At 74.0% G+C, this 21545-nt stretch carries 13 protein-coding genes; 2 read left to right on the top strand and 11 right to left on the bottom strand.

Going from position 1 to position 21545, the window contains the following annotated elements:
- Positions 1–20: 20 nt before the first annotated feature.
- The 11 genes from fxsT (J2S46_RS23470) to pdxH form a co-directional block, all read right to left on the bottom strand.
- A complete protein-coding gene (gene fxsT, locus J2S46_RS23470; RefSeq protein ID WP_191290730.1) occupies positions 21–3941 on the bottom strand; it encodes an FxSxx-COOH system tetratricopeptide repeat protein in 3921 nt (1306 codons plus the stop codon).
- A 65-nt stretch (positions 3942–4006) separates the two neighbouring features.
- Complete coding sequence (locus J2S46_RS23465; RefSeq protein WP_191290660.1) at positions 4007–5380, bottom strand: TIR-like protein FxsC; 1374 nt, start codon at positions 5378–5380, stop codon at positions 4007–4009.
- A gap of 152 nt (positions 5381–5532) precedes the next feature.
- A complete protein-coding gene (locus tag J2S46_RS23460) occupies positions 5533–6294 on the bottom strand; it encodes an AAC(3) family N-acetyltransferase (RefSeq protein WP_229912817.1) in 762 nt (253 codons plus the stop codon).
- 233 nt (positions 6295–6527) lie between these two features.
- Positions 6528–8939 carry an FxsB family cyclophane-forming radical SAM/SPASM peptide maturase gene (locus J2S46_RS23455; protein ID WP_191290659.1) on the bottom strand — a complete coding sequence of 804 codons (2412 nt, stop codon included), beginning with the start codon at positions 8937–8939 and terminating at the stop codon, positions 6528–6530.
- A 36-nt stretch (positions 8940–8975) separates the two neighbouring features.
- A complete protein-coding gene (gene fxsA / locus J2S46_RS23450; RefSeq protein ID WP_191290658.1) occupies positions 8976–9287 on the bottom strand; it encodes an FxSxx-COOH cyclophane-containing RiPP peptide in 312 nt (103 codons plus the stop codon).
- Positions 9272–10501 (bottom strand): aKG-HExxH-type peptide beta-hydroxylase, encoded by a 1230-nt coding sequence (locus J2S46_RS23445; protein ID WP_191290657.1) that lies wholly within the window; start codon positions 10499–10501, stop codon positions 9272–9274. Before J2S46_RS23445 ends, fxsA (J2S46_RS23450) begins: the two co-directional genes overlap by 16 nt.
- Entirely contained in the window at positions 10498–11838 is a 1341-nt protein-coding gene (locus tag J2S46_RS23440; protein WP_191290656.1) for an FxsB family cyclophane-forming radical SAM/SPASM peptide maturase, read from the bottom strand. Before J2S46_RS23440 ends, J2S46_RS23445 begins: the two co-directional genes overlap by 4 nt.
- A 42-nt stretch (positions 11839–11880) precedes the next feature.
- Entirely contained in the window at positions 11881–15891 is a 4011-nt protein-coding gene (fxsT, locus tag J2S46_RS23435; protein WP_191290655.1) for an FxSxx-COOH system tetratricopeptide repeat protein, read from the bottom strand.
- The gene (locus tag J2S46_RS23430) at positions 15881–17284 is read right to left on the bottom strand and encodes a TIR-like protein FxsC (protein ID WP_191290654.1); all 1404 of its coding nucleotides are present in this window, start codon (positions 17282–17284) and stop codon (positions 15881–15883) included. Before J2S46_RS23430 ends, fxsT (J2S46_RS23435) begins: the two co-directional genes overlap by 11 nt.
- A gap of 184 nt (positions 17285–17468) precedes the next feature.
- A complete protein-coding gene (fxsA, locus tag J2S46_RS23425) occupies positions 17469–17654 on the bottom strand; it encodes an FxSxx-COOH cyclophane-containing RiPP peptide (RefSeq protein ID WP_191290653.1) in 186 nt (61 codons plus the stop codon).
- Between the two features lie 213 nt (positions 17655–17867).
- Positions 17868–18545, bottom strand: coding sequence for a pyridoxamine 5'-phosphate oxidase (gene pdxH / locus J2S46_RS23420; protein WP_370882227.1), 678 nt, complete (start codon positions 18543–18545; stop codon positions 17868–17870).
- 333 nt (positions 18546–18878) lie between these two features.
- Between pdxH and J2S46_RS23415 the strand changes: the two genes are divergently transcribed.
- Together J2S46_RS23415 and serC are read left to right on the top strand one after the other, a co-directional pair.
- Positions 18879–19979 carry a citrate synthase 2 gene (locus J2S46_RS23415; protein ID WP_073924063.1) on the top strand — a complete coding sequence of 367 codons (1101 nt, stop codon included), beginning with the start codon at positions 18879–18881 and terminating at the stop codon, positions 19977–19979.
- A 199-nt stretch (positions 19980–20178) separates the two neighbouring features.
- The gene (serC, locus tag J2S46_RS23410) at positions 20179–21297 is read left to right on the top strand and encodes a phosphoserine transaminase (RefSeq protein WP_191290652.1); all 1119 of its coding nucleotides are present in this window, start codon (positions 20179–20181) and stop codon (positions 21295–21297) included.
- The last annotated feature ends 248 nt before the right edge of the window (positions 21298–21545 follow it).

Raw genomic sequence — 21545 nt, 5'->3', positions numbered from 1 at the left:
CACGCCCGGCCCCGGGCGGCTCAGACGGGCTGCGGTTCGAGGTCGCGGTTGATCCGCTTCCAGCCCCGGGCGGAGACCGTGTTGGGGTGCTCCTCGCCGAGCTGGCGGATCAGCTCGGCGACCGCCCGGGCCCGCAGCTCGGCGGCCTGGGTGTGCCGGCCGGCGCCGCGCAGGGTGACCGCGAGGTTGGCCTCGCAGGCGACGGCGTCGGGGTGGCGGGAGCTGTAGCGGTTGCAGAGCCCGGTGTGGGCGGCACGCTCCAGCGCCTCGGCCTGGTCGTACTGGCCGTCGTCGCCGTAGGCGTTGGCCAGGTTGATCATCGCGCTGAGGGTGAACGGGTGCTCCCCGCCGACCGTCCGCCGCAATGCCTCGACGGTGTCCCGGCCGCGGGCGATCGCCGCCTGGATGTCGCCGCTGCCCCGCAGGTAGATGCCCAGGTTGTTGGCGCAGGCGAGGGTGAAGGGGTGCTCGCCGCCGAACAGCCGCCGGTGGCCGTCGTAGACCGTGAGGGCGAGGTCGCGGGCGGCCTCCTTGTCGCCGGACGCGCTGTAGTCGGCGGCCAGGTTGAGGGCGCAGGCCAGCGCGTCGGGGGCGTCGGCCCCGTAGCGCTCCAGGTAGCGCTCGTAGGTCTCCTTGGTGATCCGGCGGGCCTCGGCCAGGTTGCCCGCCTTGCGCAGCGAGACGGCGAGGGACTTGGCGTTGCGCAGGTTCTCCGGCAGGTCGGGTTCGAGGACGTCCATGAGGTCGTTCATGACCTCGCGGGCGAGCTCCGCCGAGCCCTTGTAGTCGCCGAGTTCGCGCAGGTCCCGGGCGAGCGCGGACTTGGTGGAGAGGGTGTACGGGTGCTTGGGGCCGAGGACCGAGGTGCGGCGGTCCAGGGTCTCCTGGTCGAGGTCGCGGGCGGCCTCGCTGTCGCCGACCAGCCGGTAGTCGATCGCCAGATTGTTCGCCATCGAGAGCGTGCGCGGATGCTCGTCGCCGAACAACTCCCGGAACTGCTCCAGGATCTCGCGGTCCATGTCGAGCGCGGACTGGAACAGCCCGAGTGCCCGGCGGTCCGCCCCGAGCGAGCCGGCCGTCATCAGCGTGTACGGGTGGTGCTCGCCGAGCAGCCGCCGCTGGCGGGCCAGCGTGGACTCGTCCAGCGCCAGCGCCTCGGCGTACGACCCCTGGGAGCGGAGCACGTTGGCGAGCTGGAAGCGCAGCAGCAGGGTCTGCCGGTCGTCCTCGCCGAGTTTGCCGGTCCAGGCCTCGTCCAGGGCGTGGCCGAGGTCCCGGGCGCGCTCCAGCTCACCGCGCTTCCAGAGGTAGCGGACCCGGTCGATGAGCAGCTGCCGGGTGTCGGGCTCGTCGCAGTTGTGCGCCTTGGAGGGCGACAGGTGCGGCCAGATCTCGTCGAAAGCGGGCCAGTTGGCCGGGTCGTCGGTGTCGCCGAGGACGGGCCGGGCGCCGGTGAGGATGCGGTGCACCTCGTGCACCGCGATCTCCTGGTCGTCCTCGGACATCTCGGAGCGGATCACCGCCTGGACGAGCCGGTGCACCTGGAAGCTGTTGCTGCCGGCGTCGACCTTGGCCAGCGCGTACCGGCCGATCGCCTGGATGACCTTGCCGAGCATGAACTTGTCGTTGAGGTCCTCGTCGTACTTCACCAGCGCGCGGATCATCTGGTCGCTGTAGAAGAGGTTCATCGAGATGGGCTCCGGCGCGAAGAACGCGCAGAGCTGCAACAGCCGCACCGCAGCCGGGGACTGCACCCGCAGCCGGGCGATCGACACGTTCCAGGTCGCGCCGACCGGCGTCGGGTAGTCGGTCGGCCGGGCCACCGCGAGGGCGCGGGCCGCCTCCGCCTGCAGCTGGGAGACGTAGGTGTCGACGGGGGTGCCGGTGGTGTCCAGCCAGGCCGCCGCGACCTCGACCGCGAGCGGCAGGTCGCCGACCGCGTCGGCCACCCGGTCGGCGTCCGTGCGGGACAGCCCGCGGGCCCGGCGGCAGAGGTGCTCGATGCTCTCGCCGCGGGTGAAGACGTCCACCTCCAGCGCCTCGGCGTGGCCGGACCACGCCTGGTTGCGGGAGGTGACCAGGATGTGGCCGGAGCCGCCGGGGAAGAACCGGCGGATCTCGGACGGCTCGTCGGCGTTGTCGAAGATCAGCAGCCAGCGCGAGGTCGGGGTGCCGCGCCGGAGCGCCTCGCGGGCCGCCTCGGCCGCCTCGGTCACCGAGTCGCCGACCCGCAGGCCCAGCCGGCGGGCGAGCTCGGCCAGCGCGGGGGCGACCAGTTCGGTCTGCTCGGCGTCGATCCACCACACCAGGTCGTAGTCGGACATGAAGCGGTGCGCGTACTCCAGCGCGACCTGGGTCTTGCCGACGCCGCCCAGGCCGTACAGGGTCTGCGGGGTGGGCAGCACCGCGGCCATCCCGCCGCGCAGCTGGTTGCGCAGCTGCTCCAGCACGGTGGCCCGGCCGGTGAAGGAGGGGTTGCGCGGCGGCACGTCCCAGACCTGCGGCTTGCTGCCGGGGAACCTCGGGCCGGTGCCGGAGGCCTCCTCCAGCGGGATCTCCCCGCGGCCGAGCGCCCGCAGCAGCGTCTGCACGGACTGCGCCTCGTCGCGGCCGACCAGGTCGACCGGGTTGCGGTTGCTGAACGGCGCGGTGAGGCGCACGTCGCCGACCCGGACGGGCACCAGCTGGCGCCTGGTCCCGGAGGGGTCCGAGCTGACCACGGACTCCCAGAGCGCGCGGGCCTGCGGCGAGCGCAGGTAGGCGGGCGAGAGCACGGCGACGGTGCGGTACGCCGCGTCGATGCCCCGCTCGGTCTCGTGCCGCGGGTCCGATCCGGCGCTCAGGTCCCGGGGCAGCACCCGGAACCCGGCCCGGCTCAGCACGGACTCGATCCAGTCCGCCCACATCCGGTCCTCGGGCACGTAGGACAGGTAGAGGTCGGCCGGCACGGACGGGCGGCGCCGGGTGAAGGCGTCCACGTACCGCAGCCGGACCTCCTCGTCGACCGGCGGCAGCGAGCTGACCCGGCCCTCGGTGAGCATCCCGGTGAGCCGCTCGCAGGCGGCCAGCATCGAGGTGGGGCTGCCGCCCTGGTCGCCGAAGGTGGCGAGGATCTCCTCGTAGGCGTAGAACGGCCGGTACGGGATCTCCACCGAGCCCCAGTAGTGGGCGAGTTCGTCGCCGCCGAGGCCGGCCGGCAGGCCGTCGAAGCGGATCCGGGCCAGCGCCCGGCCGGCGTCCGCCTTCTCCTTCTCGCCCTCGTCGATGCGCATCGGCACCGGCAGGATCCGGATGCCGCGGTCGCGGTAACGGTCGTGGATGTGCTGGGCGATCCGGGAGGCACCGTCGATGGACTGGTCGCTCAGGGTGAAGCAGACCACCAGGTCGTCGGGCATCTGGACGGTGCAGATCTCGGCGATGTCGGAGAGGCCGGTCCGGCTGTCGATCAGGACGTAGTCGTATCGCTTGCGCATGTCCGCGCGGAGCGCGTCGAAGAACTGCCCGCCGTCGAACCGGTCGTAGAAGATGTCCCAGTCGAGGCGGCCGACCGCCTCCGAGTAGTCGCGGTTGAACTGCCCGGCCGAGAGGAAGTCGAGGCTGCCGCCGCTCGGGAAGAGCGGCCACGCCAGTGACAGGGCGTGCGGGTGGACCCGGGCGAAGTCGAGGTGCCAGTCGGGACCGTGCTCGACCGGCCGCAGGGCCTCCTCCCGGTACTCGGCGATCAGGTCCATCATGCCGGTGGTGCCGGCCAGCACCGCCTGGTCGATGAACGGGTGGAAGAACTTGGCGAGGCCCGGCGCCTCCAGGTCCCAGTCCACGGTGAGCACCCGGAACCCGTTGGCGGCCAGGATCCAGGCGGTGTTGGCGAGCGCCATGGTCCGGCCGGTGCCGCCCTTGTACGAGTAGAAGGTGACGATCCGGCCGTTGCGGTCCTCCTCCACCTGCGGCTTGGGCGCTCTGGCGGCCTCTCGGCCCGCCACCCGGAGGTTCCTGGTCCGGCTCTCGCTCATGCGTTTCCTCCCCCGGGCTCGGCCCCGTCGTGCGGGCTGTCGCCTTCGGCGCTGGCTGGGTGGTCGTCGTCCGTGCGCGGCGGTGCGAGGCCCGCCGCTTCGCGTCCGCGCCCGCCGCGGAACGCGTCACGCAGGCTGGGCCGGGGCGTGGCGGTGTCGCCCGCCCCCGTTCTGGTGCGGTCCTCGAAGGCGTACTTGGCCTTCATCGCCGCCCTGGGCAGGGCGTCGTCGAAGTCCTCCAGGCTGGCGAGCCCGGTCGGCCCGGCGGCCAGGCCCTGGAAACTGGGGCGGGCCACCCGGTGGGTGAGCCGCAGGGCCTGGTCGCTGAGTTCGTTCAGCGGGCCCTCGTGCTCGACACAGTCGGGGTCGTCCTGGTTCCAGGGCTCCAGCACGCCGACCCAGCCGGTGTTGCTGCGGTCGAACCGGCGGACCAGCTCCCGGCGGCGCTCGTCCCGCAGCGCCCAGCGGTCGAGCAGCAGCAGGCCGGGGGCGGTGGGCTGCCCGCCGCCGGTCAGCTCCTCGACCTCCTCGTCGAACTCGTGCACGCTCGGCTGGAACCCCAACTGCCGCGCCAGTCGGACCGCGTGCTCGGCCAGCGGCCGCTCGGCGGCCGGCCGGTAAGGGTGCCAGTCGGTGCGCCGGGCACCGTAGTAGTCCGCGTTGCGGCCCGGCGGCAGCTCCGCCCGGTGGTACGAGAGGACCGAGATCCGCAACTGCTTGGTGGGCGCCACCACGTTGAACGCGCTGGGCTGGGCCTGGAAGTCGAGCTTGCGCCCGACCGGGATCACGGTGTCCTCGGCGACCTCGACGATCCGCCGGGCCAACCGGTGCACGGCCAGCTCGTAGGCGGACCGGAAGTAGCTGAGCTTCATCAGGGCGTACAGGCCCTCGGCCGCGTAGTCGGGCCCGAAACTGGCGTGGTTGAACTGGAGTTGACTGGCCACCTCGGGCAGCTTGTACTGGCCCATCGCCACCCAGAGCACCGGGACGACGCCGCTGGTCCGCTCCGAGTCGCGGTTCGCCGGGTAGACCGGGCGCTGGGTGAACGAGTGCCACTCCTGCCCGCAGGCGAGGCTGCTGAAGTAGCGCGGCGAGTACAGCGGTACGAACACCCGGCAGGCGGCCAGTTCCTGGGAGAGCCGGTCGGCCCACAGCTCGCCCTGGTGCATGCTCTCGTCCATGAATCCGACCGGGGCCCCGGCCGGCAGCGTGGTGAGCTGCAGCACCGCCTCGCACAGGTCGCGGTAGAGCTGGCGGACCCAGTGGTTCGGGTCCCCGGCCCCGCGCGCGCCGGCCTTCGGCGTATGGGCGTAGCTGAGGAAGAAGTAAGGACGGGACGCGTCCTCGTCCCAGCCCCCAGGGTCGTACACACGCGCCTCCCCCTGGCCCGTCCACCACCGGTCCCCACACGCACGGGGGCTTCAGTGTAAGAACGACTTGCACTCCAATGGAATAGCGCAACGGGGATGATCACTCGTCATGTCCCGGACGATCGCAGGCGTACGGGCCTTACGGGGGGCGCTCAGACCGGCTGCGGACTGCGGTCGCGGAGCAGGCTCCGGGTGGCCACCGCGACCGCCTCCGCCATCGGCACGAGCAGGGCGTCCGCGTCGCCGACCGGGCCGCGGCGCAGGCCGGTCCCCTCCCGCAGCAGCGCCTCGCCGAGCGCCGGGAAGTGCAGGTCGTCGAGTTCCGGGGCCTCGAAGTGCACCCACCGGCCGCCGCCCGAGCCGTCCTGGACGACGCAGCCGTAGCGCCGGCGCCGCAGGTCCGGCATCCGGAGGTCGGCGAGGTGGAAGGCGGTGAAGCGGGCCAGCGGGACGCCGAGCAGCAGCACCTTGGCGCCCAGCTCGTGCAGCCGGCCGAGCGGCGAGGCCTGGCCGAGGTGGCAGTCCAGGTCGTGCGTGCGGGTCACCTCGCGGGCCAGCGGGCCGACGGCCGCGAAGGAGGTCTGCGGGTGGTTGCTGCGCCGGGCCCCGGGGGTGGTGCGGATCACCTCGGAGAGCGCGCCCATGGTCGGCGAGCTGGGGGTGCGCCCCGGGTCGAAGGCGGGCATCCGGGCGCGGTGCTCCGCGGCCTCGGCCGGCGAGAGGCCCTCGGTGAGGGCGGCCGCCAGGCGTGAGGTGTCGGAGTTCTCGGGGGTCGCGGTGTAGGCGACCAGGGTGCCGTCCGGCGGCCCGCCGAGCGCGTCCAGCAGGGCGTCGACGACGGTGGCCGGCCCCCCGGCCACCGGGCCGAGGGAGCGCAGGGAGGCCTGCACGAACAGCAGGTCCCCGGGCCGCACGCCGAGGCCGGAGAGGTCGGCGGCGAGCCGTGCGCGGGTGTGCGGCCCGCCGGACGGGCGGGCACTCGGGTCGACGGGAAGGATGGCGATCCCCTGGGGCTGGGCCCCGGGGTCCCCGGGGCCGTGGTCGGCGGGCCGTTCGTGGCTTGCTGGTACTGCTCGGCGGGCTCGTGCCGCGGGCCGGTGCCGGGCGCCGGTGCTGCCCGGCGTGCTCCGGCGGCCCGGCGTGCGGGTCAGCCGCTCACCGCGTGCTCCTCCCGGGCCCGGTCGGCCGCCCGCTCCACCTCGTCGGGCAGCGCCACCGCGAGCCACGGCGCCACCGTCTCCCGCATCCCGGCGGCGAACCGCAGGCCCAGGGCGGTGAGCGAGCCGGATTCGGCGAGCCGCTCGACGGCCTGCGCCGTGTAGGTGCGCCAGATCGCGAACTGCAGCCGGGCGTGGCCTGCCGCGGCGCCCGGCAGCCCGTCGTAGGCGAGGGTCCGGGTGCCCCAGAACTCGGTCACCGCGAGGTGCGCGTAGGTACCCTGGAGCAGGCCCTCCAGCGGACGCGGGTCGGGCCGCCAGGGCGCGTGGTAGAGCCGGGTGTCGGCCCGGTCGTGCAGGTCCCAGAGGTCGAGCACGGCGCCGAGCTTCACGTGCTGGAACTCGTGCGCGATCAGCAGGCCGAGGGTGGGCGCGGTGGCGGGCCGGGCGATGCCGACGGCACCGAAGGCCTGCCTCGCGGCGGCGCTGACGTCCCGCCCGTCGGGGCCGGGCAGCAGCGGGGTGAGCACCGTGAGCCCGGCCCGGACGCCCTCGGCGTAGCGCGGCAGGTCGCGGCCGAGCAGCTCCCAGGCCTCTCGCAGCGCCCCGGTCCAGGAGAGCAGTTCGGCCTCGTCCAGGCGGGGTTGCACGGGCCACTGGTGACTGTCCCGCTGCGGGTCGGTGTCCTCCAGGGCCGGGGTCCAGCCGTCGGCCAGCCGGATCCGGCGCACCGGCTGCCAGCGGCCGTCCGCCTGCCGGCCGTCGACGGTGATCAGGTCCTGGCCGGCGGTGCGGACGGTGAAGCCGTCGGGGCCGCCGGTGATCTCGGCGTCGCCGTCCGGGAGGGCCAGCCGGCCGAGCGTGGGCAGGTGCAGGGCGCCGCCGCGGACGCTCACGGTCAGGCGGTCGCCGCGGCCCGCCCGGACGGCGGCGGCGGCGGCCAGCTCGGCCAGTGTGCCGGGCCCGGCACCGGCCTCGCCGCCGAGCCGCCGGGCGGCCCAGGCCCGGACGTACGGGTGGCCGAGCACCGTGTCGACGGCGGAGGGCTGGGCCGCGTCCAGTTCGGCGAGCAGTTCCCAGGCCGCCGAGGTGCGCAGGCCGGTGGCGTCCCAGACGGCGGCGAGCAGCCCCCGTGTGATGCCGAGCTGCGCGCGGGCCAGCGCCCGGACGGTGTCCGCCCCGCCGTGGCCGGCGGCCAGTTCGCCGAGCTGCCGGTCGGTGAGGACGGGCACGGCCGGCTCGGTGGCCTGGCCGGGCAGGAGCGGGAGGGCGCCGGCCGGCGCCGGTGCGCCCCGCTCGCCGATCCCGTTGATGAGGCTCATGAGGTCCCCGCAGTAGACGGAGGGATTGTCGAAGCCGCTGCCGCTGCGGTAGCGGTGTGCGTACAGACCACCGCCGCAGGAGCGCACGACGGGGCACGCCCTGCAGGTGGCGCTGAGCCCGGCCAGACCGGCCTGGCGGTCCATCATGCCGGGGTGGCGGGCGACTTCGTCAAGGGTGTGGGTGTGGACGTCCAGGCCGGTGGCCGGGGCGCCGTCGTAGGCGGTCTTGAGGCTGTCGGCCTGCTCGAAGGTGCCGTCGGTCTCCAGGACGACCAGGTCGGCCGGGTCCAGGCCGAGCGCCTCGGTGAGGCTGGAGAGGCCGCGCGACGTCCGGTGGACGGACTCGAAGGTCCGCACGGCGAAGGGCCGCCCGGCCGCCTCCCAGAGGTCGTAGACGGTCAGCAGCCATTGCGCGTACGGGGTGGGCCCCCCACCGGGAAGCAGTTTCGGCGGGGTGTCCCAGGTGGCGTGCGGAAGCAGGAAGTCGACTGCGGGAGGGGCGAGTTCGGCCAACGCGTGATAGACGGCGGCCGGATCGTTCTCGATGTCGATCGTGCACAGCAGGCCGGCGTAGAGGTGCCGGAACCCGGGGGTTCGCAGCAGTTCCACGGCGCGGAGCACCTGGGGGTGGCTGCTGCGGCCGTCGGCGTAGCGGCGGTGGCGGTCGTTGGCCGCGCGGTCGCCGTCCAGGGAGATGCCGACCCGGACGTCCAGTTCGTCGAAGAGCTCGCAGAAGCGGCGGTCGAGCAGGACGCCGTTGGTGTGGATCCGCAGGTCGAGCGCGCATCCGGGCGGCAGTGCCGCCCGGATCGCCTCCGCGGTCCGGCGCAGCCGCTCCGGGCCGGCGAGCAGGGGTTCACCCCCGTGCAGGACGACCCGGACGGCGGGCAGCCGGTGTCCGGCCGCGTGCTCGCCGATGCGCTCGGCGGCCTTGGCCAGCACCTGGTCACTGATCGTTCTCGGCCGGGCCCGCCACGAGGTGTCGGCGTGCTCGTAGACATAACAGTGATCGCAGGCAAGATCGCAGCGACTGTGCACTTTCACAACGAATTGCGTAAAGGGCAGCAGATTGCGCGTCATATTCGTATCGACGGAGCCGTGGGGACCTTCGTTCCCTCAGATCGAGGAATTGAACGCGGCGACCGGCACCTGGCCGGAGCCTGCGCCCGGAAGGACACGGTGCAGCCGTGCGGTGATCTCTTCGGCGCCCAGCGCGGCCAGTTCGGCAAGCGAGGCTCGGCCCGCCTGCGACTGAGGGTCCGTCAGGTCTTCGGTGGGCCTGGTAGCGAGTGCGGGAGTCATGTCGATGTCTCTCTGCTGTGCGCCGGGGCGGTTGAGATGGCTGATAACGGGTATTACAGCTGACTGACAATGTACTGGCACGGCGGGCCGGCTGCGTCGGATGCCGCGAATCACGTTGACGAGCACGGCCCCGCAGCTGCACCTTCTGCGGTGAAATCCACCCGTTCGGCTCCCGTGGCGGCTCCACCCCCGGAGCAGTCCGGCCCGTACTCGGCGGCCCGGCCGAGCTCCCGGGCGAACTCCTCCCCGGCCCGGGTCAGTTCCCCGCTCGCCAGCAGGGTGGCGGCGGCGGCTCCGGTGTGGCCCCGCCAGCGCCGGTGTTCGCGTTCCGCGCGCTCCCTCCCGGGGGCCCCGGCGGCCAGCTCCCCGCGCCAGAAGTCGGTGACCCCCAGGTGGGCGTAGGCACCCTGGAGCAGGGCTCCGGCCGGCCGCAGGTCCGGCCGCCAGGGCGCGTGGTACCTGGCCTCCCCGTTGGGCCGGTGCAGCGGCACGAGATCCAGCAGCGCCCCGAGTTGGACGTGCAGGAACTCGTGCACCAGGGCCAGGGCCAGCAGCGTCGGCTCCGCCGGGCGGGAGACCGCCACCGCCCCGTAGGCCCGCCGGGCGGCCGCGCTGACCGCCGAGCCGTCCGGCGCCGGGTGCAGCGGCACCAGGGTGGTCACGCAGGCGCCCACCGCCTCGGCGTGCCAGGGGTGGCGGCGCACCAGGACCTCCCAGGCGCCCGCCAGCAGCAGGCGCCAGCGGTCGAGTTCGGCCGGCTCCAGCGGCCCGGCCGGCGGGTGGCCGTAGAGGTCCCGGTACGGGCCCCGGTCGGTGATCAGCGGCGTCCAGCGCAGGCCGTCGCACTCCAGCGGAACGGGTGCGGCGGCCGGCCGGGGGCCGTGCAGGAAGCGGTCGAGCCCGTCGAGCGGCGCCGGGCGGCCGGCCGCCAGCAGGTGCAGGCAGCCGGCCGCCCAGGCGTCGAACTCGGGGCGGAGCAGCAAGCGCTCCCAGGCGGTCCGGTCGGCCCGCTGGAGGGCGCACACCTCGGCGTACGCGCACTCGAAGGCCGCCCGCTCCGGCGCCGGCACGGCGCGGCGCAGCGCGACCAGCAGCAGCGCGCGCTTGCTGAGCTGTCCGGCCCGCAGCAGCCGGACGGCCGGCGCGCCGCCCCGGGCCCTCGCCAGGGCGGTGAAGGTGGCCCGGTCCACCCCGTGCCGCCGCAGGCCCTCCGAGACCTGCGCCCGGGCGCCCGGCACCCCGGCCGTCCCGCCGCTCCCGGGCGGGGCGCCCAGGGCCCCGTCGTCCGCCGCCGCCCGGGCCGCCGGGGCACCGCCCGCCGTCCGCCGTCCGTCACTCATCCGTGCCCGTCCATCCGCCGTGGTCCATCCGCGATCACCCGTCCTGACCGGGTCGGTTCCCGCCCCGCCGGCACGGCCACCGGCGCTGCCACCGACACCGCCGCCGGGGCGGCGCCCGCCGGCCGCGCCGGCCGCGCAGGCCCGCCCGGCCCGACCAGGTCGCGGCGCAGCCGGCCCCCGATGTGGCCGATCAGCGCCGCCAGGTCGGCGCAGTACACCGAGGGGTGGCCGAAGCCGCCGTCCGCGTACCGGTGGGCGTACAGGCCGCCGCCGCAGACGGCGGCCAGCGGGCAGGCCGCGCAGACCGGCCCGAGGCCGGCCAGGCCGCGCTGGCGGGCCCGGAAGGCCGGGTGCGCGGCGGCCGCGCCGAAGTCGTGCCGGAAGACGTCCAGCCCGGTGCCGGGAGCGCCGTCGTAGGCGGCCTTGAGGCTGTCGGCCTGCTCGATCGTGCCGTCCGCCTCGACCACCACGAGATCCACCGGGGCCAGTCCCACGGCCTCGCTGGAGGCGCGGCCGCCGAGCAGCAGGACGGCCAGCTCCTCGAAGAGCCGCACGCCGGTCTCCCGCCGGGGGGCGTCGTACCAGCGGTCGAAGACGGCCCGCAGCCAGTCGGCGTACGGGGTCGCGGCCGAACCGTCGGGCGGGGCCGTCGGCAGGGTGCGCAGCAGGCCGGGCGGCTGGGCCTGCCAGGTGCCGTGCGGCAGCAGCAGGTCGATCCGCGGCGGCGCGAAGGCGAGCAGCGCCTCGTAGGTGCCGACCGGATCGGCGGCCAGGTCGACCACGCAGAGCAGGCCGGCGAAGAGCGACCGGTGCTCGGGGGCGGTGAGCAGCCGCAGGGCCTCGACCGTCCGGGCGTGGCTGCCCGCCCCGCCCGGCAGGCGGCGGTGTCGGTCGTGGTCGGCGGCCACGCCGTCCAGCGAGACGCCGACGGAGACCCGGTGGCGGTGCAGGACGTCGAACAGGGCCGGCTCGGCGAGCAGCCGCAGCCCGTTGGTCTGCAGGCTGAACCGGACGGCGCACCGGCCGGCCAGGGCGCCGGTCAACTCGTGCAGCAGGGCGTCCAGATGGGCGGCCCCGACCAGCAGCGGCTCACCCCCGTGCAGGACGACGGCGACCTCGTCGAGCCCGTGCTCGGCGGCGTGCCGGGCGATCAGGGCGCCCACCCGGCGGACGGTGGCGAGTTCCATCCGGCGCGGGCGGGTCCGCCAGCTCTGGTCGGCCGCCTCGTACATGTAGCAGTAGTCGCAGGCCAGGTTGCAGCGGCTGTGGATCTTCAGCAGGTACTGGCGGAACGGCAGCCCGGGGCCCGCCTCCGTGCTCGCGGGTTCGCCGGCCATGCACCGACCCTATCCACACCCTGACCCCGTGTCGGGCCAATGTCACACGGACGGCGGCTCGATGTCGGAGTCGAGCCTGGTGGCGTTCCTCACCGCCACGGTCGTCGGGTGCTCCTCCCCGAGGGTCTGCCGGGCCCGCCGGACGCAGTCGGCCCGCAGTTCGGCGGCCCGCTCGCGGAGCCCGGCGGCGGCCAGGCTGAGCGACAGGTTCGAGACGATCCCGATGGTGTCGTAGTGGTCCGGGCCGAGGGTCTCGGCCATCAGCGGCGCGGCCTCCTCCTCCAGCGCCATCGCCGCGGCGGCCTCGCCGGCCACCACGAGGTCGTTGGCGTGGTTCATCATCGCGATCGGGATGTAGAGGTGGCCGTCGCCGAGGACGGCGCGGAACTGGTCGAGCGTGCGGCCGGACAGCTCCCGGGCCTCCGGGCCGCGGCCGACCAGCCGCAGGTAGACGGAGAGGTTGTTGGCGGCCGCCAGCGTGACCGGGTGGTCCTCGCCGAGGTAGTCGCGGTAGCGGGCGAGCGCGCGTTCGGCGAGCGGGATCGCCTGCTCGGTGTCGCCGAGCGCGTTGTAGTCGCTGGCCAGGTTGGAGGCGGCGGCGAGGGTGTCGGGGTGTTCGGCGCCGTTGATGTCGAGGTAGCGCTGGTAGATGTCCTCGTCGATCTCCAGCGCCTCGGAGTAGCGCCCGGCCCGGCGCAGCGCGACGGCGAGGTTCTTGCGGGCCCGCAGGGTGTCGGTGTGCGAGTCGCCGATGGTCTGCTGGTAGGTGCGGACGGTGTCCTCCAGCAGCTCCAGGGCCTCCCGCAGGCGCCCGGTCTCGCGCAGGTCGCGGGCGTAGTTGCTGGCCGAGGAGAGCGCGTACAGGCTGTGCGCGCCCAGGGCGTCCCGCTGCTGCTGGTAGTTGCGCCGGTGGCGCTCCAGGGCCGCCCGGCGGTCACCGGCCAGGTAGTCGGAGACGGCCAGGTTGTTGGTGATCATGAGGGTCCGCGGGTGGTCCGGGCCGAGGGTGCGGCGGGCCGCGTCCAGGGTCTGCCGGTCCATCGCCCGGGCCTCCTCGTAGCGGCCGAGGAAGCGCAGGTCGGCGCCGAGGCTGTTGGCGACGGCCAGGGTGTGCGAGTGCTCGGGGCCGAGGGTCGCGCGGAACCTCTCCAGGATGTCCTTGTCCATCTCGTACGCCTGTTGCAGGGCGCCCTGGGAGCGGCGGATGTTGCTCAGCTGGGTGCGCAGCATCAGGGTCTGGGCGTCGTTCTCGACGTCGAAGCCGGGGCCGCCGAAGCTCTCCTCGCGCCAGTGCTCCAGGGTGCGCTCCGCCAGTTCGCGGCCGGACGCGTGCAGGCTGCGCTTCCACTGGTAGCGGACCGAGTCGATGATCCACTGCCGGACCCGCTCGTCCGAGCTGGAGGCGGCGCCGGATGGGCCCAGGTGGGGCAGCAGTTCGGCGTACTGCGGCCAGTTGGCCGGGATGTCGGGGTCGCCGGGGTTCGCGGCGGCCAGCGCGTCGTGCACGACCGCCCGGATCTCGGCCTTGCGCTCCTCGTCGACCTGGTCGCGCAGCACCGCCTGGACGAGCCGGTGCACGGTCAGGGTCTCGCTGCCCTGGTCGGTCCTGGCCAGGCCGAACCGGTTGATGGCGCGCAGGAACTCGCCGATCGCGAGCTTGTCCCGGGGGGCGAACGGCGGCAGCGTCAGGGCGTGCGTGACGGCCCGGCTGTAGAGCAGCCGCATCGGGATGGCGTCCGGGCCGAAGAAGGCGCAGATCTCCAGGATCTGGGCGGCCGGCCCGTTCACGCCGCGCAGTTCCTCGACCGAGATCCGCCAGGTGGCGGCGGCCGAGTGCGGGTAGTCCGCCGGGCGCAGCCGGGTGCGCTCCAGCATCTCGGTGAGGGCGTCGTCCAGCAGTTCCAGGTAGGTGGCGACCGGCATCGGGGTCTCCTGCAGCCAGACCGCCGCCTGCCCGACGGCCAGCGGCAGATCGCCGAGCAGGTGCGCGACGTGGTCGGCGTCCTCGGGCGCCAGACCGGAGTTGAAGCGCCGGAGCAGCCCGACGCTCTCCTCGCGGCTGAAGACGTCGACCTCGACCAGCCCGGCGTGCTTGGACCAGCCCTGGTTGCGCGAGGTGATCAGCACGTGGCCGCCCGGGGAGCCCGCCGGCAGCCAGGGGGCGAGCTCGTCGGGCGTACCCGCGTTGTCGTAGACCAGCAGCCAGCGGCGGAACGGCTGGCCGCGGCGCAGCGCGTCCAGCACCGCGGCGGCGGTGTGCGCGACGTCGTCGCCGCCCTGGATGCCCAGCCGGGGCGCCAGTTCGGCGAGCTTCTGCGGGATGTTGGCCGGCTCCTCCGCGGGCACCCACCAGACCACGTCGTACGCCGCCTTGAACCGGTGCGCGTACTCGACGGCGCTCTGCGACTTGCCCACCCCGCCGATGCCGTAGAGGACTTGGCTGAGGACGGCGCTGGAGCCGGCGGTGAAGCGGTTGCGCAGCAGTTCGAGCAGCCGGCCGCGGCCGGTGAAGGAGGCGTTCCGCGAGGGCGCGTCCTGCACCTGCGGGGTCGTCCCGGGGAAGCGCGAGGTGGTGGGGAACTCGCCGCTGTCGTTGCCGAGTTGCCGGTTGGAGCCGGGTGCGGGGCCGAGTTCGGCGTAGAGCTGCGCCTCGGCCGGCACCGCCGAGGACCTGACCAGCTCCGGCACCGACCGGCCGACGAACGGGCGTGGCACCGGCTCGTCCGACTCCTGCAGCCGCAGGGCGGCCACCAGCGGTGCGCCGGTGGCGAGTTCGTGCCCGTTGAGCAGCTGCCAGACCTCGGCGGCCCGGGGCAGCGCGGTGTACTCGGGGGAGAGCAGCGCCAGCAGCCGGCCCTGACCCTCCAGGGGCCCGGCGGCCTCCGGCGGCAGCCCGGCGAACGGTTCGGCGGCGCTGTGCAGCGAGGCCTGGTAGCCGAAGCCGGTGAGCACCGTGGCGGCCCACTCGGCCCACATCCGGTCCTCGGGCGCGTAGCTGACGTACACCTGGCGCGGTACCGACCGGGAGGAGCGCAGGTAGGCGCCGTACAGCCGGCGCCGGGCCTCGCCGGAGAGCGGCCGCAGCGCCCGGACCCGCCCGTCGGTGATCCAGCCGGCCAGCCGCTCGAAGGCGTTGAGCAGGCTGCGGGCCTCCTGCGGGCGGTCGGCGACGGTGGCGGGCACCTCCTCGTAGGCGTAGAACGGCTTGTAGGGGATCTCGACGTCGCTCCAGTAGCCGGCCCGGCGCTCGGCGGGCAGCCAGCGGCCGAGGTAGGGCGCGAACGACTCGCGGGCGAAGTCCCGCCCGGCCTCCAGCCGTTCCTGCTCGGCGTCCTCGACCCGCATCGGCACCGGCATCACCCTGATCGCGCGCTCCTCGGCCTCCGCGATGGTGCGCGCGGCGTCGACGCCGCCGCGGATGTTCTGCGCGCTGAAGGTGAAGCAGTCGACGACGGTGTCGGGCATCAGCACGGTGCAGATGCCCGAGGTGTCGCTGACGCCGGTGCGGCTGTCGATCAGGACGTAGTCGTAGCTCCGTGCCCAGCGCTCGCGCAGGGCACGCAGGAACTCACCGCCGCGGATGTCCCGGCCGTGGTAGAAACTGCGCCAGTTGAAGCTGGTGACGGCCGCCGAGTAGGCCGCGTTCTGCCGGCCGGCCGGCAGGAAGTCCAGCCTGCCGCCGGGCGGCAGGTCGAGCGCGAGGCCGCAGATGTAGCTGTCCGGTCGCCCCGCCCCGTCGAGCCACTCCTCCGGCCCCTGCCCGGCCGGCCCGCCGGTGGAGGGCAGCGACTGCCGGACGTAGGCCCGCAGCAGGTCGATCAGACCGTCGGTGTCGTGCAGTTCGGGGTCGACCAGCAGCGGGTGGTAGTAGCGGTGCAGGCCGGGCGCCTCCAGGTCCCAGTCGACGACCAGGACGCGCTGCCCGCGGCTGGCCAGGATCCAGCCGACGTTGGCGAGCGCCATGGTGCGGCCGGTCCCGCCCTTGAAGGAGTAGAAGGTGACGACCGAGCCTCGGCCCGTCCTCCCCTGGTCCGCCCCGGGCTCAGCGAGCATCGTCCTCGTCCCCCCTCGTGCCGACGGCCGACCCGTCGGGGCTGCGACGCGGGCCGGGCGGCCCCGCCGGGATGGACAGTCCCGGCATCACCGGTCCGCCGTCCGCGCCGCCGGGTCCGAAGCCGAAGGCAGCACCGTCGCCATCGTCCCCCCAATCGAAGTTGTCGTCCATGAGCTTGTTCTGAGCGACCGTCACCATGATGGTGAGCTCGGTGTCGAAGTTCTCCCTGGGTACGCGGACCCGGAAGAGCTGCTCCGGATCGCTCCGGCGCAGCCAGTTGCGCGGGAACACGCCGCGTACGCCGGCCCAGAGCGCGTCGCGCTCCGGCCCCGCGGCCGGGTCGCCGGTGCCGACGGGCACCACGACGCCGGTGACGGGGTGGTTCTGGCCGTCGTACTCGCGCAGCGCCTCCCGGTACGGTTCCAGCCCGGCCACCCAGGGGTCCACCAGCAGCACGCTGACCTGGCTGTCCTCGCGGGCCCGGTCGAGCTGGGCGCCGAGGCCGGGGCGGATCTCGTCCCAGGTGGTGATGTGGCCGGCCGCCGTGATCACCTGCTGGGCCCGGACCACCAGCGAGGGGCTGGTCGGCGGGTGGTAGGGCGCCCACTGCCAGGGGCGGCTGCCGTACCAGCCGCCGGCCGCACCACCGACCGCACCACCGCCGGCGGCGGACGTCCCGGAAGCACCGGCGGCGCCGGCGGCGCCGGCCGCCGAGGCCTCGGCGGGCAGCCCCTCGGCCGCCCGGCCGGCGGCCACGAAGATCCGCACCATGCCCGCCGAGGCGGGCAGCGGGGCGGGCAGCGCCGGCACCGGGAAGTAGCCGCGGACGGCCCCCAGGTCGAACTCGGGCAGTTCGCTGAGCGGGCGGGCGGCGGCGTCCCTGATCCGCGCCGCGACCACCTCGACGACCCGGCGGTAATCCGGTCCGCCGGGATCGGTGCGCAGCAGGTCGCGCAGGCCCGAGCGGGGGTAGGTGTCACCCATCCCCTGCTGGACGTACTGGATCTTCTGCACCTCGGGGGGCAGCTCGCCCGGCAGGGACTCCCACAGGACGGGTATCAGGGCGGGCAGGACGTCGCCGGTCAGCTCCTGGTGTCTTCGCACCCGGCCGCGGAAGGCCGTCCACTCCTTGCCGCAGTAGAGGCTGGCGAAGTACGCCGGGGAGTAGAGCGCGACCATCGTCCGGCTGGAGCCCAGCATCTGGGCGAGCTGCTGCTCCCAGTTGTCGCCCAGCCGCAGGACGTCGGTGTCGCGGTAGCTGAGCTCCTCGTAGGCGGCGACGGGTTCGATCCGGCCCAGCTCGTCCCGCAGGTCCCGGAAGAAGTGGTCGACGAACACGCCGCCGTTCGCGTAGTCCTGCCGCGCGTAGCTGAAGAAGAAATACGGCCGCACTGCACCCCCCAGGGCCCTCCGGAGCCGCGACTTTTTCCTGCTGTCATACCCAGGATGTCGTGAACTCAGGCTGTTCCGCAGGGCAGTTCAGCAATGTGGGGGCGGTTTCCCGAAGCGTCCGAGCGGGCTGCCCGCTGCGCGGACGGTGCGGGGCGGCGCCTGGCGGGCGCCCGGGTCCGGTGACTCAGAGCGACGACTGGAAGGCGGCGACCGGCTCGGCGCCGGGCGTCACGGCGTCCGCGACCAGGCGGCGCAGCAGCTCGCCGAGCACGGTGTCCGGGAGGTCGTCGAGGTCGTCGAGGGGAAGGTCGGCGACGTCGACCAGATCAGAGCGGAGGCCAGAGCCGGTGTCCGCGCCTGTGACGCTCATCAGTCCCTCATTCGATCTCTCGGCGGAGCGGGCTGGGGATAGGGAATCAGACCCGGTCCGCGACGCGCATCCTACACCTGACACCTTCTCAGGCCGCGTGCTGCGCCGCGCGGCTGTCAGCCGTACGGCCGCAACGGTCCGACCCCGGCGGGAGCCCGCGCGGGGGCTCCCGCCCGGGTGCCGGCGCGGCGCCGGCGGCGCCTCCCCGCCCGCTCACGGGCAGAGCCGCTCCACCCGCCAGCCCGCGCCCTCGGCGACGTAGCGGAGCCGGTCGTGCAGCCGGTTCGCGCGGCCCTGCCAGAACTCGACGACCTCCGGGACGACCCGGTAGCCGCCCCAGAAGGGCGGCACCGGGACGCCCTCGCCCTCGGGGTAGCGGCGTTCCAGCTCGGCGTAGCGCTGCTCCAGCACCTCGCGGCCGTCGACCGGACTGGACTGCTCGCTGGCCCAGGCGCCCAGCTGGGAGCCGTGCGGGCGGGTGCGGAAGTAGGCGGCGGTCTCGTCCCGGCCGACCTTCTCCACCCGGCCCTGGACGATCACCTGGCGGGCCAGCGTGATCCACGGGAAGAGCAGCGCGGCGTGCGGGTTGGCGGCGATCTCCGCGCCCTTGCGGGAGCCGTAGTTGGTGTAGAAGACGAATCCGCGCCGGTCGTAGCCCTTCAGCAGGACCGTCCGCGAGCTGGGCCGGCCCTCGGCGTCCGCGGTGGAGAGCACCATCGCGTTGGGCTCGGCCGCCCCGGCCCGGCCCGCGTCGTGGAACCAGCGGGTGAACTGGGTCACCGGGTCGTCGGCGAGGTCCGCCTCGGCCAGGCCCTCGTGGGCGTAGTGCTCGCGCATCGCGGCGAGATCCGGGCTCGGGGGCGTGGGGTGGTCGCTTTCCGGGGTCTGCACGGCAACATCATCCCGTACGACAAGCAACGGGCACTGCTACGTCCGGACAAACCCCGGTGGGAGATAAGGTGTCTCGCCACCGCTTCACCGCCCGTCCTCCGGGGGAATGTCCGGATCGGACCGGTTGGTTCCGCAGGAATCACGGCCGCACCGGTCAACCGGACGAAGAACGAGCGCCAGGTGGGGCGGCCTTCGGGAAACATCACCTCGGTGGTGTATGGCGCAATGCACCCGGTGCCTGAGACGCTGGCACCGAGTGCCAACCACCATCGGTCACTGGCGTGCTGCCCCACCACGGCCGCCCGCCGATCGCAGAACTGAAGGAGCCGTCGCATGTCCGACTTCGTACCCGGGCTTGAGGGAGTCGTCGCTTTCGAGAGCGAGATCGCCGAGCCCGACCGGGAAGGCGGCGCCCTGCGGTACCGCGGCGTCGACATCGACGAGCTGGTCGGCCACGTCTCCTTCGGCCACGTGTGGGGCCTGCTGGTGGACGGCAAGTTCAACCCGGGCCTGCCCGCCGCCGAGCCCTTCCCGATCCCGGTCCACTCCGGCGACATCCGGGTCGACGTGCAGTCCGCGCTGGCCATGCTGGCGCCGGTCTGGGGCCTCAAGCCGCTGCTGGACATCTCCGCCGAGCAGGCCCGCGACGACCTCGCCCGCGCCGCGGTGATGGCCCTGTCGTACGTGGCGCAGTCCGCCCGCGGCCAGGGCCTGCCGATGGTGCCGCAGAGCGAGATCGACAAGGCCGAGACGGTCGTCGAGCGCTTCATGATCCGCTGGCGCGGCGAGCCCGACCCGAAGCACGTCAAGGCCATCGACGCCTACTGGACGTCGGCCGCCGAGCACGGCATGAACGCCTCCACCTTCACCGCCCGGGTCATCGCCTCCACCGGCGCCGACGTCGCGGCCGCCCTGTCGGGCGCCGTCGGCGCGATGTCCGGCCCGCTGCACGGCGGCGCGCCGTCCCGCGTGCTGGGCATGATCGAGGAGATCGAGCGCACCGGCGACGCCACCGCCTGGGTCAAGCAGGCCCTCGACAAGGGCGAGCGCCTGATGGGCTTCGGCCACCGCGTCTACCGCGCGGAGGACCCGCGCGCCCGCGTGCTGCGCCGCACCGCCAAGGAGCTCGGCGCGCCGCGCTTCGAGATCGCCGAGGCGCTGGAGAAGGCCGCGCTGGAGGAGCTGCACAACCGCCGCCCCGACCGCGTGCTGGCCACCAACGTGGAGTTCTGGGCCGCGATCATGCTGGACTTCGCCGAGGTCCCGGCGCACATGTTCACCTCGATGTTCACCTGTGCCCGCACGGCCGGCTGGTCGGCGCACATCCTGGAGCAGAAGCGCACCGGCCGCCTGGTCCGCCCGGCCGCCCGCTACATCGGCCCCGGCCCGCGCAGCCCGCGCGAGGTCGAGGGCTACGGCTCGATCGCACACTGACCCGCCCGGCGGGGCCGCGGCCGCGACCGGTGCCCGCGGGCCCGGACGGCCGCGGCCCCGCCGACACGCCGGACGGGCCCGGGGAGCCGCGCTCCCCGGGCCCGTGCGCACCGCGGCGCGGGCCCTTCGCCGCAAAGATCACATCTCAGCGGGCGGACGACCGTAACAACTCCGCAATCCGAGCCAGTAGGCTGCGCCTGTGGCTCAGATCCAGATCCCCGCTGACATCAAGCCCGCAGACGGCCGTTTCGGCTGCGGCCCGTCCAAGGTGCGCCCCGAGGCCCTCAGTGCCCTCGCCGCGACCGGCTCCGCCCTGCTCGGCACCTCGCACCGCCAGGCTCCCGTCAAGGACCTGGTGAAGCGTGTGCGCGAGGGCGTGAGCAGCCTCTTCTCCCTCCCCGAGGGGTACGAGGTGGTGCTCGGCAACGGCGGCTCCACCGCCTTCTGGGACATCGCGGCATTCGGCCTGGTGCGCGAGAAGTCGCAGCACCTGAACTTCGGCGAGTTCTCCTCCAAGTTCGCCTCCTCGGTGAAGGCCGCCCCGTGGCTGGCCGACCCGTCGGTGATCAAGACCGAGCCGGGCACCCACCCGCTGCCGGTCGCCGAGGCGGGCGTGGACGTCTACGCGCTCACCCACAACGAGACCTCGACCGGCGTCGCGATGCCGATCAACCGCCCGGTGGGCGGCGACGAGGGCTCCCTGGTGCTGGTCGACGCGACCTCGGGCGCCGGCGGCCTGCCGGTGGACATCACCGAGACGGACGTCTACTACTTCGCGCCGCAGAAGTCCTTCGCCTCCGAGGGCGGCCTCTGGCTGGCGTCCTTCTCCCCGGCCGCCCTGGAGCGCGCCGCCGAGATCGCCGCCTCCGGCCGGTACATCCCGCCGTTCTTCGACCTGCCGACGGCCATCGACAACTCGTCGAAGGACCAGACGTACAACACCCCGTCGATCTCGACGCTGTTCCTGCTGGCCGACCAGCTGGAGTGGCTGAACGGCAACGGCGGGCTCGACTGGGCCGTCGCCCGTACGGCTGATTCCTCGTCCCGCCTGTACACCTGGGCCGAGAAGTCCTCCTTCGCGCAGCCGTTCGTCGTCAACCCGGCCGAGCGCTCGCAGGTGGTCGGCACGATCGACTTCGACGAGTCGATCGACGCCGCCGCGATCGCCAAGGCACTGCGTGCCAACGGCATCGTCGACACCGAGCCGTACCGCAAGCTGGGCCGCAACCAGCTGCGCATCGCGATGTTCCCGGCGATCGACCCGGCGGACGTCGAGGCGCTCACCGCCTGCATCGACCACGTGGTCGGACAGCTCTGACCACGGTCGCAAGCTGACGGAAGGGCCACCGCCCGCGGGCGGTGGCCCTTCCGTTTCGCTGTTCCGCCGGGCCGGCCGCACGGGCTCCCGGCCCGGCCGCCGTTACCTGGTGACCAGGGAGCTGATCACCACGACTGCCAGCAGCAGCACCAGGGCGCCGGTCACGATACGCATGCGAGTCTTGGGGTCCACGGTCAACGAGCGTACCCCCGGCCCGGCGCGGCCCGGCGTGCGGGCCGTCCGGCCGG

It is taken from the genome of Kitasatospora herbaricolor (genome assembly GCF_030813695.1).
Classification (GTDB): domain Bacteria; phylum Actinomycetota; class Actinomycetes; order Streptomycetales; family Streptomycetaceae; genus Kitasatospora; species Kitasatospora herbaricolor.
The sequence above is the reverse complement of the archived record's forward strand: the minus strand, read 5'-3'. Positions and strand labels throughout refer to the sequence as shown.